This window comes from Brevibacillus sp. MS2.2 (assembly GCF_013284345.1).
Classification (GTDB): Bacteria; Bacillota; Bacilli; order Brevibacillales; family Brevibacillaceae; genus Brevibacillus; species Brevibacillus brevis_C.
Genome location: NZ_JABSUZ010000001.1, coordinates 91,014 through 104,099, shown reverse-complemented (window position 1 = coordinate 104,099; position 13,086 = coordinate 91,014). Strand labels below are relative to the sequence as shown.

14 protein-coding genes are annotated in these 13,086 nt (G+C 49.0%); 13 read left to right on the top strand and 1 reads right to left on the bottom strand.

Annotated features, from left to right (window positions below; genetic code table 11):
- Positions 1–32: 32 nt before the first annotated feature.
- From rho to spoIIR, 10 genes are all read left to right on the top strand, one after another.
- The gene (rho, locus tag HP568_RS00445) at positions 33–1,313 is read left to right on the top strand and encodes a transcription termination factor Rho (protein WP_048035111.1); all 1,281 of its coding nucleotides are present in this window, start codon (positions 33–35) and stop codon (positions 1,311–1,313) included.
- A gap of 75 nt (positions 1,314–1,388) precedes the next feature.
- Positions 1,389–2,291 carry a M23 family metallopeptidase gene (locus HP568_RS00440; RefSeq protein ID WP_173628021.1) on the top strand — a complete coding sequence of 301 codons (903 nt, stop codon included), beginning with the start codon at positions 1,389–1,391 and terminating at the stop codon, positions 2,289–2,291.
- A gap of 70 nt (positions 2,292–2,361) precedes the next feature.
- On the top strand, positions 2,362–3,627 hold the full coding sequence (locus tag HP568_RS00435) for a radical SAM family protein (protein ID WP_048035991.1): 1,266 nt from the start codon (positions 2,362–2,364) through the stop codon (positions 3,625–3,627).
- A 106-nt stretch (positions 3,628–3,733) separates the two neighbouring features.
- Positions 3,734–3,931 carry a 50S ribosomal protein L31 gene (gene rpmE / locus HP568_RS00430; protein ID WP_048035109.1) on the top strand — a complete coding sequence of 66 codons (198 nt, stop codon included), beginning with the start codon at positions 3,734–3,736 and terminating at the stop codon, positions 3,929–3,931.
- Between the two features lie 86 nt (positions 3,932–4,017).
- Complete coding sequence (locus HP568_RS00425; RefSeq protein WP_048035108.1) at positions 4,018–5,472, top strand: cryptochrome/photolyase family protein; 1,455 nt, start codon at positions 4,018–4,020, stop codon at positions 5,470–5,472.
- A gap of 28 nt (positions 5,473–5,500) precedes the next feature.
- Entirely contained in the window at positions 5,501–6,076 is a 576-nt protein-coding gene (locus HP568_RS00420) for a thymidine kinase (protein ID WP_173628019.1), read from the top strand.
- Between the two features lie 86 nt (positions 6,077–6,162).
- Entirely contained in the window at positions 6,163–6,666 is a 504-nt protein-coding gene (locus tag HP568_RS00415; protein WP_173628018.1) for a sporulation protein, read from the top strand.
- 236 nt (positions 6,667–6,902) lie between these two features.
- Positions 6,903–7,979 carry a peptide chain release factor 1 gene (prfA, locus tag HP568_RS00410; RefSeq protein WP_048035105.1) on the top strand — a complete coding sequence of 359 codons (1,077 nt, stop codon included), beginning with the start codon at positions 6,903–6,905 and terminating at the stop codon, positions 7,977–7,979.
- Entirely contained in the window at positions 7,963–8,853 is an 891-nt protein-coding gene (gene prmC / locus HP568_RS00405; protein WP_173628017.1) for a peptide chain release factor N(5)-glutamine methyltransferase, read from the top strand. Before prfA ends, prmC begins: the two co-directional genes overlap by 17 nt.
- Before the next feature lie 110 nt (positions 8,854–8,963).
- Entirely contained in the window at positions 8,964–9,746 is a 783-nt protein-coding gene (spoIIR, locus tag HP568_RS00400; protein ID WP_173628016.1) for a stage II sporulation protein R, read from the top strand.
- Positions 9,747–9,804: 58 nt separating this feature from the next.
- On the opposite strand, the gene HP568_RS00395 is transcribed toward spoIIR, so the two are convergent.
- Positions 9,805–10,602, bottom strand: coding sequence for a DUF3298 and DUF4163 domain-containing protein (locus HP568_RS00395; protein WP_048035102.1), 798 nt, complete (start codon positions 10,600–10,602; stop codon positions 9,805–9,807).
- Positions 10,603–10,833: 231 nt separating this feature from the next.
- On the opposite strand from HP568_RS00395, the gene HP568_RS00390 reads away from it, so the two are divergent.
- The 3 genes from HP568_RS00390 to HP568_RS00380 are packed head-to-tail and all read left to right on the top strand — an operon-like array spanning position 10,834 to position 13,033.
- Positions 10,834–11,913 (top strand): L-threonylcarbamoyladenylate synthase, encoded by a 1,080-nt coding sequence (locus tag HP568_RS00390; RefSeq protein WP_173628015.1) that lies wholly within the window; start codon positions 10,834–10,836, stop codon positions 11,911–11,913.
- A 56-nt stretch (positions 11,914–11,969) separates the two neighbouring features.
- Positions 11,970–12,530: a manganese efflux pump MntP gene (locus tag HP568_RS00385; protein WP_048035100.1), complete on the top strand. Its 561-nt coding sequence runs from the start codon at positions 11,970–11,972 to the stop codon at positions 12,528–12,530.
- Positions 12,531–12,562: 32 nt separating this feature from the next.
- Complete coding sequence (locus HP568_RS00380; protein ID WP_048035099.1) at positions 12,563–13,033, top strand: low molecular weight protein arginine phosphatase; 471 nt, start codon at positions 12,563–12,565, stop codon at positions 13,031–13,033.
- Positions 13,034–13,086: the final 53 nt, after the last annotated feature.

Here is a 13,086-nt window from a genome sequence, read left to right as displayed (position 1 = left end):
TTTTTTAAGAGTAAATAAAGAGTGGTGGATGTATGTTACTTTCTGAACTAGAAGAAAAGAAGTTGACCGACCTCTATAAGCTTGCTAAGGAATACCATATTCCGTACTACTCCCAGCTGAAGAAGAAGGAATTGATTTTCGCGATTCTTCGGGCACGAGCGGAGCGGGATGGTCTCATGTTTATGGAGGGGGTTCTCGAAATATTGCCGGAGGGATACGGTTTCCTTCGTCCCATTAACTATCTCCCCAGTTCGGAAGATATCTACATCTCCCAGTCGCAGATTCGCCGTTTTGATCTGCGGATGGGGGATGTGGTATCTGGAAAAGCAAGACCACCGAAGGAGAATGAACGTTATTTTGGACTCCTTCAAGTAGAGGCAGTGAACGGAGAAGACCCTGAGACAGCCGCAGAGCGTCTACATTTCCCCGCATTGACACCGTTGTATCCTCAAACCAAGCTTGTATTGGAGACAGCCCCTGCACGTGTTTCCACTCGCCTGATGGATCTTCTCTCTCCTGTTGGACTGGGTCAGCGTGGATTGATTGTGGCTCCGCCAAAAGCGGGGAAAACCATGCTGATCAAAGAGATTGCCAACAGCATTACCGAAAGCCGCCCGGATATCCACTTGTTTGTCTTGCTCATTGATGAGCGTCCGGAAGAGGTGACGGATATGCAACGATCTGTCAAAGGAGAGGTAGTTGCCTCGACTTTTGACGAGTTGCCTGAGAATCACATCAAAGTTGCTGAGCTTGTCTTGGAGCGTGCGAAGCGACTGGTTGAGCACAAAAAAGACGTGGTGATCCTGCTGGATTCCATTACACGTCTCGCTCGTGCCTACAACTTGGTTATTCCTCCAAGTGGTCGAACATTGTCCGGTGGTATTGATCCGGCAGCCTTCCATCGTCCGAAGCGCTTTTTTGGTTCAGCGCGGAACATTGAAGAAGGCGGCAGCTTGACCATTTTGGCTACGGCTTTGGTTGAGACCGGCTCTCGCATGGACGATGTGATCTATGAGGAGTTCAAAGGAACCGGAAACATGGAGCTTCATTTGGATCGCAAGCTGGCGGAGCGCAGAATTTTCCCGGCGATCGATATCCGCCGTTCGGGTACGCGCCGCGAAGAGCTTCTGCTCACCAAAGAAGAGCTGGATAAACTGTGGATGATCCGGAAGAACATGAATGAAACAAATGAGTTTGTCGACTCCTTTATTAAAAAGTTGGCAGATACAAAAACAAACGAAGAATTTTTGCAAACCCTTGAGTCTAAGCAACAGAGCAGAGGGAAAGCAGCTAGCACGACGGTGAGTTCATGATGACTCACCGTCATTTTTTTTGTGGCGTTGGCATACCGTTAGGAAGGGAGCTGGAAAAGAAGGAGGAGATGCTTCGTGGAGTACGTGCAAGTTAGCGCTCCGGTGGAGTCACAGATGGAAGCGAAAAAAGCTGTCGTGGAGCAGGCGCTATTTCAAGCGTTTAATCCCTATGCCAGTCTGGCTTCACCCTCACCAGCAACGAAAGGAAAATCGGTGGTGTACGCTGTTCGGCAAGGAGATACGCTATCCGGTATTGCCCAGCGCTACGGTCTATCTTTGAAAAATCTGGTAGAGGCTAATAGCATTACGAATCCCCATCTGTTGAGTGTGGGCATGAAGTTAATTATCAAGCGTGATGAAGTCGGACATATGGTGAAACGAGGAGAAACGCTGGATTACATAGCAAGACGGTATGGTGTGAGTCGGGAATCGTTAATCGAACGAAATCCGCTACTAAAATGGCTGTCGGACAACCTGTATGTAGGACAGGTCGTGTATGTCCCTATCGCTAAGGGTAATCCGATGTTGGGCAATGATCCAGAGCAGAAGCGAAGTGCCGTTCAAGCGGCAAGTCGGCAAGTGATTACGAGGATTCGCGGCGGTCTCAGTTGGCCAGTCAGAGAAGCTACGCTTACAAGCGGATTTGGTGCGCGTTGGGGAAAAACACACAAGGGTGTGGATTTGTGGAATGAACAGGAAGCAAAGACACCGATCTTGGCAGCAAGGGCAGGAGTTGTTGTGGAGGCAGGGGCCAACAGGTCAGGGTACGGGCGGATGGTCGTGATTGATCACGGAGATGGCTTGCAAACCTTTTATGCCCATATGCGTCTCTTGCTGGTGTCACCTGGTCAAACCGTAGAAGCGGGGGAGATATTGGGATACATGGGGCAAACGGGTAACTCTACGGGATATCATTTGCACTTTGAAGTGCGACAGGATGATGTGCCGATTAATCCACTTCCCTATCTTGGCAGGTAACCCTATACAATTTACATTGCTTTTTCAATGCGATACAATGGGCAAAGCAAAGAAGCGAGGCGATTTTCCCATGTATTTAGTTTACGCAGATGAAAAAGGCAATGTATACGACCACCCAGGTCTTTTTGCAGTGGCTCGTAACGGAGATATATTGACAGAAATTCTGGAAGAAGAACTGATCCCGCTCCCGGAAGGATCGACGTTGGTCAGTTTGCCGGACACCGAGCCGATCGGAATGGACCCTGACACAGGTGAAATGGTCAAGTTGGATGGCTGTACAGCAGTAGGCGCACTTGTGCCACAAGGAATTACAAGGCTCTTGCTGCCAGGCTATGTGAAAACGAACAAGGAAAGCAAGCTGCCGTTGTTTGGCTATTCCGCAGTCGTCTGGAAGGATAACCGATTCTGGGTAACGGGGCGTGAGAGTGACGATATTTACAAATGGGACCCGTTGAACTTCCCGATGGATGAACTGCGCCAGCGAGTGGCAAAGACGTTGGAGACGTTTCCGCAAAACCGCATTTTGAACCACTTGTCCCACTGTGCGTTGGAGTACGAATGCTTGACGGCCTCCAATAACTTTTTCAACCGCTGGGAAGGCAGCTTGCCTGTTTCCTATACCTGTAATGCCGGTTGCTACGGCTGTATTTCCGAGCAACCAGATGACAGTGGTTTCCCTTCTCCACAGACACGGATGAATTTCAAACCGACAGAGGACGAGCTGGTAGAAGTCATGCTGCACCACTTGAAAACACCGGAGAGCATTATCAGCTTCGGACAGGGTTGTGAGGGTGAGCCTTCTACGATGGCTTCCATCATTGTTCCTGCTATGCGTCGTGTACGAGAAACGACAGATATGGGCTTTATCAACATCAATACGAATGCGGGCTTGACGGATCATATCAAAGGCATTGTTGATGCCGGGCTTGATCTGATGCGCGTGAGTATCATCAGTGCGATTGACGAACACTATAATGCCTACTACCGCCCGCGCAACTACACGTTGGAAAATGTAGCGCGTTCTGCTGAGTACGCTGCATCCAAGGGTGTGTATACGTCGATTAACTACCTGTGCTTCCCTGGCGTGTTTGACCGCGAAGAGGAAATGGAAGCGATGATCGAGTTCATCCGCAGAACAGGCATTAAGCTGATTCAGTTGCGGAATCTGAATATCGATCCAGAGAGCTACTTGGCGATGATTCCAAAAGCGCAAGGCGAAGTATTTGGCATGAAGCAAGCCATCGAAATTTATCAGCAAGAGCTGCCAGATGTGGTAATCGGTTCGTTTACGCATATTCCTCCAGATCTGCTCCAGCGTAGGAAAAACATGGCGTAATCGGCCAACCAGTTGCATTTTGGCAGTGTTTCATGCTACTATCTGATATGTGTTTATATAACTCTGTTTCGGCAAACGATTCAGGGCGGAAAGAGGTGTAGAAGAGATGAAACAAGACATTCATCCTAAGTACAACGTAGTAACAGTTAGCTGCGCATGCGGTAACGAATTTGAATCCGGTTCCGTGAAACAAGTGCTGAAAGTGGAGATCTGCTCCAACTGCCACCCTTTCTTCACAGGAAAACAAAAATTCGTTGATGCAGGCGGCCGTGTAGACCGTTTCAAACGCAAATACAATCTGTAAGAATCAGAATGTATGGGAACAACCAGGTAGAGCAATCTGCCTGGTTTTGTCTTTTTCTGGCACTAAGTTTTTCGGGAGGACAAACGATGACTGCCATAGTCTGGTTCCGTCGGGATCTGCGCTTGCACGACCATGCTGCTCTGTATGCAGCTATGCTCACAGGCGATCCGATTATCCCTGTTTATATAGTGGAGGAGTCGCTTTGTCGTTCTGCGGCTGCAGGAGATAAGCGACTGTATGCGCATTTTTCCGCGATAGCTGCACTCGACGACGCTTTGGCTCAACTGGGAGGACGCCTCCTGATTCGCCACGGCAACCCACAGCAAGTGCTCTGTCAATTAGCGCAAGAGACGGGTGCAAATAAGCTGTTTTTCAATCGGGATTATACGCCAGAGGCTCGCAAGCGAGACGAGCTCGTGTCAGAAGTGTTGAGCAGTCAGGGCGTGTTTGTACATACATGCAAGGATCTGATTTTGCATGAGCCCGGGGAAATTATGACGAAGCTGCGGGCACCGTATGCCGTTTTTACGCCTTATCGCCGCGTTTGGCAGACGCTCCCAAAAGACCGACCGTTCCCTCAACCGACAAGATGGAATCTATTGGATGGGTTGAAGGAGTTAGCGAGTGAGCCAGTTCCTACTGTGGAGGCGTTTGGACGAAAACGACCAATCGGTACCGAGTGGGAGATGGAACAGTTCGGGGAGCAAGCGGCACGTAAACGATTGCAGCAATTTTTAGATGGTGACATTTATACGTATAAAGAAAAACGCGACATGCCAGGGGTGAATGCGACCTCCCGGCTGTCTTTTGCTCTCAACGCAGGTACTCTGTCTATACGAACGGTGTATCATAGCGTACAGGAAGTGCTTGCTGGGGCACGGGGTGAGCAGGTTACCTCGATCGAAGCTTTTCTTACGGAACTCATTTGGAGAGAATTTTATCAGCAGGTGCTCTATTTCCATCCGCACACGACTGACCATGCCTATTTGCCACAATTTGAAAAGGTCGCTTGGGAAAACAGGACGGACCTTTTTACCCGTTGGTGTCAAGGGGAGACGGGCTACCCGATTGTCGATGCTGCCATGAAGCAGTTGAATGAGACGGGATGGATGCACAATCGGCTGCGGATGATTACTGCATCATTTTTGACAAAGGATTTGCTTGTGGATTGGCGTTGGGGAATGGCCTACTTCGCACAGCAGTTGATCGATTTCGATGAAGCGGCAAACATTGGGGGGTGGCAGTGGAGTGCCTCGACTGGTACCGATGCGCAGCCGTATTTTCGGATATTCAATCCTGTCACACAAGGGGAAAAGTTTGATCCAGACGGCGTTTTCGTCAAAAAATATCTTCCCGTATTGCGTGAAGTACCTCTACAATATATTCATAAACCGTGGGACATGCCGGAGCATATTCAAGAGCAAGCAGGCTGCAAGATTGGCTTCGACTACCCGATTCCTTGTGTGGACCACGCACAAAGAAGAAAGCTGGCCATGGCCTTGTTTCAGGAGGCAAAAGGCCGCCATGCAAAGACTGAGTAACGACTTTTAGGCAAAGGGAGATAGAGACGTGGCACAACTATACTTTCGGTATGGAGCGATGAACGCTTCCAAATCCATTCAATTATTGACCGTTGCCCACAACTACGAGCAATCGGGGAAAAAAGTAGTAGTGTTTACTCCAGCAGTGGATGATCGCTATGGCGTGGGAAAAGTTGCTTCGCGAGTTGGGATTAGCCGGGAAGCAATTCCGATTAGCGAAGAGACTGATCTGTATCAAATCGTCGAGGCAGAGTCAGTCAAGCCGCATTGCGTGTTGGTTGACGAGGCTCAGTTCATCAGCCGCCACCATGTGAATCAGCTCGTCAGGATCGTAGACAAGCTGGGTATCCCTGTAATCGTCTATGGCTTGTTGAAAAACTTCAAGAATGAGCTCTTCCCCGGCAGTGCCGCGCTCTTGTGTGAGGCTGACAAGGTCGAAGAGATTAAAACCGTCTGCGTTTATTGCAATAAAAAGGCGACACATATTCTCAAGTTCAAAAATGGACACCCCGTTTACTCTGGGGAGACGATTGAAATTGCTGGAAATGATACGTACAGCAGCGTCTGTCGCAAGCATTACTATACCCCACCTGTTGCCGAATAAAGAAAGCATTAGCCACCCCCTGTTTGTCCCGTGCATGAGCCCAAGAGGCGATGCGCAGACTAAGCAAAACAGGAGGTGGCTTTTTCATGCGGACACAACCTATTTGGCTTTTGCGCAGCTCGCGTGTCGTTCTGGGTTTGGTTGTACTTACGACTGTCCTCACCGTCGGCTGCGGAGGAAATACAGCTAAGCAACAGGGCTATCGTACGGATATGAGGAATACGCAGCACAATATGAAGGTCAGAGGGGATCAAAGCGGCAATACGCTGCAAGGCCGTACCCCTGTTGCTGCTGACCGCGACCCGCTAATGGGGCGCAATCAAAATCCGAATATGGTTACCGGTCAAGCCAATGTGCGCAATACGCCAGTCGAAGTAACCAATATGGAGAGGATGGCCATGTCGGTGAAAGGTGTAGAAAATGCTCGCATCACACTCAGCGATGCCAATGCATATGTTACTCTTGACCTTGTGCATAACATCACTGCGAATCAAGCGCGTACCATCGAGCAGCAGGTGATTTCACTTCTTCGGGAAAGAATTCCAAACTACGATTTTCACTTAACCTCGCATGACGGTTACCATCGCTGACAGGTGAGCAGGACGTATGTAGCAAGGCTCGGCATAGCCGGGCCTGTTTGGCATCGGTAAAACATTTCCAGTTATAATGCACTTTGACTTCTCGCGCCTTTCCTCCTATAATTTATCTGTTATAACCGTTTTTATGGTAGATAGCATTTTTATCGCAATTCATATCTAACATACATGCTACCAAGGCTTCGCCTGCGCCAAAAGGCTATTATTCTTTGCGATGGGGTGAAATAAAAATGTTTACACGCTTATCTGCAGTCGAAGAGCGTTTTGAAGAAGTAACGAATCTCCTATGTGACCCCGACGTCATTAGTGATACAAAACGCTTGCGTGAACTGTCCAAGGAACAATCTTCGTTGGAAGAGACGGTAACGGCATACCGTGAATATAAATCAGTGGTGAGTCAAATCGACGACGCGAAAGCGATGCTGGAAGAGAAACTGGATGACGAGATGCGCGAAATGGTCAAGCTCGAACTCAGTGAATTGTCAGCACGCAAGGAACAACTGGAAGATCGCTTGAAGATCCTGTTGCTTCCAAAAGACCCGAACGATGAGAAAAACGTCATTGTGGAAATCCGCGGTGCTGCGGGCGGCGATGAAGCTGCACTGTTTGCAGCGGTGCTTTTCCGTATGTACACGCGTTTTGCGGAGCGCAACGCTTTTAAAATTGAAGTGCTGGAGGCAAGCCCAACCGATATTGGCGGGTACAAGGAAATTGTCTTCTCGCTGTCTGGCCGCGGTGCTTACAGCAAAATGAAATTCGAAAGCGGCGCGCATCGTGTGCAACGCATCCCGGCTACTGAGTCCGGTGGACGTATCCATACTTCTACTGCGACTGTGCTGGTTCTGCCAGAAGCAGAAGACGTGGAAGTAGAAGTACACGAAAAAGATATCCGCATCGATACGTTCTGCTCCAGTGGTGCGGGCGGTCAGAGCGTTAACACGACCAAGTCTGCGGTTCGCGTAACGCATATTCCTACAGGGATCATGGTTTCTTGTCAGGACGAAAAATCCCAGCATTCCAACAAAGACAAGGCGCTGCGTGTATTGCGCGCACGTCTGTATGATTTCTACATGCAACAACAAAATGCGGAAGCAGATGCTACGCGCAAAAGCTTGGTGGGTACTGGTGACCGAAGCGAGCGCATCCGCACGTACAACTATCCACAAAGCCGCGTGACCGACCACCGCATCGGTCTGACCCTGCACCGACTGGAATCGGTATTGGAAGGCGAATTGGATGAAGTGATCGACAACCTGATCCTGCATGAACAAACGGAGCTTTTGAAAAGCCATGCACACTCAGCTTGATTGGTCTGATGTCACGACGATTCGAGAAGCCCTGTTACGGGCTTCTTCCTTTTTGCGGGAAAAAGGGACAAAGGATCCTTTGTTTGAAGCGGAGCTAATGATTCGTCATTGCCTCGACTGGGATCGGACGCGCTTTTTAATGGCGATGACGGATTCAATCGATGCAGAAACATTGATGAAGCTGGACGGACTGTGCGTGCGTCGGGCGAATAATGAACCATTGCAATACATGTTTGGCGAACAGGAGTTTTACGGGCGTCCTTTTACGGTGCGACCAGGTGTGCTGATCCCAAGACCAGAAACGGAAATCCTGGTGGAGCAAGTGATGGCTGCGGCTGCAAAGCTCTGGCCTGAGCGGGAAGAGCTAGCGGTGGTGGATATCGGCACAGGGAGCGGAGCCATTTGCATTACGCTCGCGTTAGAAAAAACGCAATGGCGCGTGACTACGGTGGACCTCTCTCCGGAGGCAACGGCAATCGCACGGGAAAATGCAAGTCGTCTTGGTGCAGATGTCCGCTTTCTACAAGGCGATTTGGTGCAGCCGCTTTTGGAAGCAGGCGAAAAGGTAGACATCCTCGTGTCCAATCCACCTTATATTCCGAGTCGCGATGTCGAGGAGCTGGACGATGAAGTACGCGTACATGAACCTCGCATGGCTTTGGATGGCGGCGAAGATGGTCTGGATTGCTATCGTCGACTGTGTGAGGCGCTGCCTAATCTATTGAAAGAAAGAGCGGTTGTAGCGTTTGAGGTAGGCATTTATCAGGCTGGGGATGTAGCGGCATTGATGAGGGCATCCGGTGTCATGGATGAGGTAGAGATTGTTCCAGATTTGGCGGGGATCGAGCGGGTTGTTATCGGAGTGAGACGATAGCGCTGACTCGTCTCGCCTTTTTTACATAAGGAAAGAATGTTTGAAATCGTGTGAATCCGTCCATACTGATTGCTAAAGAGAGAAGATCAGTATAGAGGGAGACGGTAACGATGAAACGGATATTATTAATGGCATTTAGCCTGTTTATGCTTATGATGAGCTGGGAGGGGCAGCTTACTTCGGCCAATGTGTTGGATAATGGGCCGATCCCTCAGGAATCCGTTCGCTTGCGCATTATTGCGAACAGCGATTCTGTCCAAGACCAATGGTTGAAGCGCGAAGTAAGAGATGCGATTATCGCTCAAATGAATACGTGGGCGGATGATATCAAGACTTTGGAGGAAGCAGAGCAAGTGATTCAAACACAATTGCCTGTCCTTCAACAAGTCGTAGACAAGACGATCAAGGAACGCGGTTTTTCATACAAAGCTGTAGTCGATTTTGGCGAAGTCCCTTTTCCAACGAAGCTGTATGGCTCCTATGTGTATCCTGCGGGTAATTACCGAGCAGTCCGTGTACAAATTGGAGAGGCAAAAGGTCAAAACTGGTGGTGTGTCCTGTTCCCGCCGCTCTGCTTTATTGACATGTCCAATGGCGACGCTGTACAAGCAGAGCCAACTCCAAAGCCTGAAGAATCTGAGCAAACGACAGCAACTGTATCCGAGGAAGAGGAAGACTACGATCGATTTGATAGAAAGCAAGTAGCGGTCGTACCCCTAGAAGAGAACGAAGTAGGGCTAAATTCCGAATCAAATATAGTGGACACTGAGCAAACAAAAGTAGAGGTAGAAGAGTCCGAAGAAGTAGAAAAAGCAGAAGAAGTAACTGTCTCTGCACCTGAGGTAGAAGTGAGATTTTACTTATGGGAAAAAATCGAGAGCTGGCTCTCCTAAGCTGGGCATAAAAAACGACACCCGCCGCACGTGCAGGTGTCGTTTTGAATTGCGATGATTACTTTTTGAACAAAGCCTCGCGAATCTCAGGCTTCAACAGACTTTGGTAACGATGAGCGGGGATTGCGAACTCAGGCATTCCCGCAGCATACGGGGCAATTTCATATTGACCAAAATGGATCACCAGGTTGCCGTCTTTAAAGGAGAAGCCTTGATCTTCACTGATGCCCTCGAAGCTAAAATAAGGATTGATGCCGTCTGGTGAAGTTTTTTCCTTCATTTGCTGCGTAATGATTTGATTGAGAATCGTAAGGTAATCATAACCAGGCTGGAACAGATCAGCCAGCTTCAGCTGTTTTGCTTTGGCCTGATTATCGATGGTGTAATACGTAACATCCGTCATGCCATGTGCTCCGCCCGTATAAATGTATGTTTGTACGGAGAAAGAAACGAGCTTGCCAGCATTGTGTACCTCATAGGAGATGTCGAGAGCGTGAGGGCGTGGCTCCCAGCCGTGTTTTTTCGCTTCTGCCGCATCATCTTTCCCGGCTTTTTGTCCTTCCGCCAAGCCAGTTTGCGCTTCTTTCAGCAGAGTAGCATTCAGTTTTGCTTCAAAAGCTTTATCCTTCATCCCGCTAATAACCGGGATGGATACTTTCCCTTGAAATTCTTTCGTATCGACCGTAATGGTTTTTGGTGTGAACACGACACCGTTAGCTTGTGGCTTTGGCGCTTGTACAGCAGGCTTTGTAGAGGTTGCAGGTGAAGCGGGTGCTGCAAATACTGGGGCAGCGACGGCTGTTAACAATACAGCCGTACCGAGCAGGCTAGAAGTAATGGATTTAAAAGATGACATATTATTCACGGTCCTTTCAATAAAGGGAAAGTTGTTGTTCTTGTTTTCGTGTTCATTCTACTACAAGGTTGAGACGGATGAAGTTAAAAAAAGGTAACAATGTTCTCTTTTCCACGCTGTTCAGAAAAGTTATTCACAAGTTACCCACAGCCTGTTGAAAACTTTTTGGTGCACATCTATACTTAAGGCACTCCTTACAAAGAAACGAGCTAGAGAAAGGATTTTTTAACGATGGAAATGAATTTTGTGACAAAAGTCTGGTCTGTGGATAACGATGTGGAAAATCAGCATAGTTGTGCACAGATTGTGGATGCAGCCCGTTTTCTTCGAGAAGGGGCAGTTGTCGCGTTTCCCACGGAGACGGTTTACGGCTTGGGAGCGAATGCATTATCAGATGAAGCAGTGGAAAAAATATTTACAGCAAAAGGCAGACCCAGCGATAATCCGCTGATTGTACATATTGGGGCGTGGGACCAGTTGTCCACGGTAGCAAGTGAGGTTCCGGAGAAAGGGAAAAAGCTGATGAATGCGTTTTGGCCTGGACCCTTGACGGTGATTTTGCCAAAAACGGATCAGGTAGCTTCGCTGGTAACGGCAGGTTTGGATTCAGTCGGGGTTCGCATGCCTGATCATCCGATTGCCTTGGCATTGATCAAGGAAGCGGGGGTACCGATTGCAGCTCCGAGCGCCAATCGCTCTGGACGTCCGAGTCCAACGACTGCGGCGCATGTATTGGCTGATTTGGATGGACGCGTAGCAGGTGTGGTCGATGGTGGGGCAACAGGTGTTGGGGTAGAATCTACGGTTATTGATGTGACGCAGGACCCACCCATGATTCTGCGCCCGGGCGGCATCACACGGGAGCAAATGGAACCAGTGATTGGCTACGTAGAGCTCGACCCTTCTTTTCAAGTGGGAGCAGCCGAGGCACCGCGCTCTCCAGGGATGAAATATACGCACTACGCTCCTGAAGGGGAAATGTGGCTAGTGTCAGGAGAGAGTGAAAAAGTTCGGGCGAAAATGGAAGACATGCTGCAACAGGCGAAGCAGCACGGTCAAAAAACAGGTGTGCTGGCAACGGAGGAAACAGCACCCTTTTGGCAAAGTCACGAGGCGGCAGATGTCGTTCTTGTGGTCGGATCACAAGCGGATCTGGAAGTGGTTGCCCAACAGCTCTATGCTGTGCTGCGAGAATTCGACGATCAAGAAGTGCAGTATATTGTCGGTGAGACTTTTCCGCGAAACGGGTTGGGTATGGCTGTGATGAATCGCTTGGAAAAGGCGGCTGGAGGCCGAGTCTTGTCCGTGTAAACCTGTCCTAAACTCCCCCTTGTCCGCATAAGGTGAAGAGACGGGAGGGGAGCTGCTTGGACCAGGTGTTATTTCAATGGGGGCAATTTTTGACGTTGCTCATTATTGCTTTCGCCTTAAGTATGGATGCCTTTTCGTTAGGAATTGGCGTAGGTATGGTTGGGATTCGGTTACGAGAGATTATCAAAGTAAGTATCACCATCGGACTGTTTCATATTATGATGCCGATCATCGGGATTGTCGTTGGAGCGTACTTGTCCGATTTGGTTGGAGATATTGCCGTGTTTATTGGCGGTGGGGTCCTGATGATCATTGGCTTGCATATGCTATGGAATGGCTTCGTTCAAGGGGATCAAAAAAGTGTATTGAAGACAAAAGGCTTCGGACTTATGCTTTTTGCATTTAGTGTCAGCCTGGATGCTTTCACCGTCGGTTTTTCATTCGGCTTGATCGAGGTCAATAGAATTTTGGCCATCTCCCTTTTTGGAGTAATGGGTGCCACCATGTCCTACTTCGGTTTATTGTTAGGCAGAAGCGTGGGAGGGTGGCTTGGGGATTATAGCGAATTAGTAGGTGGACTTATTTTGTTTGGTTTTGGGTTAAAATTTATGATATAACCGACTAATTAATAGGAGAGGAGGAACGATACGTGAAACGGATACTTTTCGTCTGTACGGGAAATACGTGCCGAAGCCCAATGGCAGAAGCGATGTTCCGTTCGAAGACAGATGGGCAGGGACTTGAGATACGCTCAGCTGGCGTGGCGGCATTTGCCGGACAGGATGCTTCCTTGCACGCCAAACAAGTATTAGAAGAGCGAGGAATTGCCCACAATCATAAGGCCAGCAAGGTAGACGAAGGATTGATTGAATGGTCTGATGTCATTTTGACGATGACACACGGTCACAAGCGAGCCATCTTGACGTATTTCCCCTCAGCGGCTGAAAAGGTGCATACCCTCCAGGAGTTCGTAGGGGTAGAAGGTTTTAGTGATATTGCTGATCCGTATGGGGGATCACTGATGGATTATCGCAGATGTGCCGAGGAAATCGAAGAGTCACTGGAAAGGCTCTCCATGATGCTCAAGGACCCAGGTCTTCGTAAATCGGTGGATGAATAGGGTGCTGGTGTATAGCCAGGGCCTTGTTTTTTGTGAGAGTACGAACGATTTTT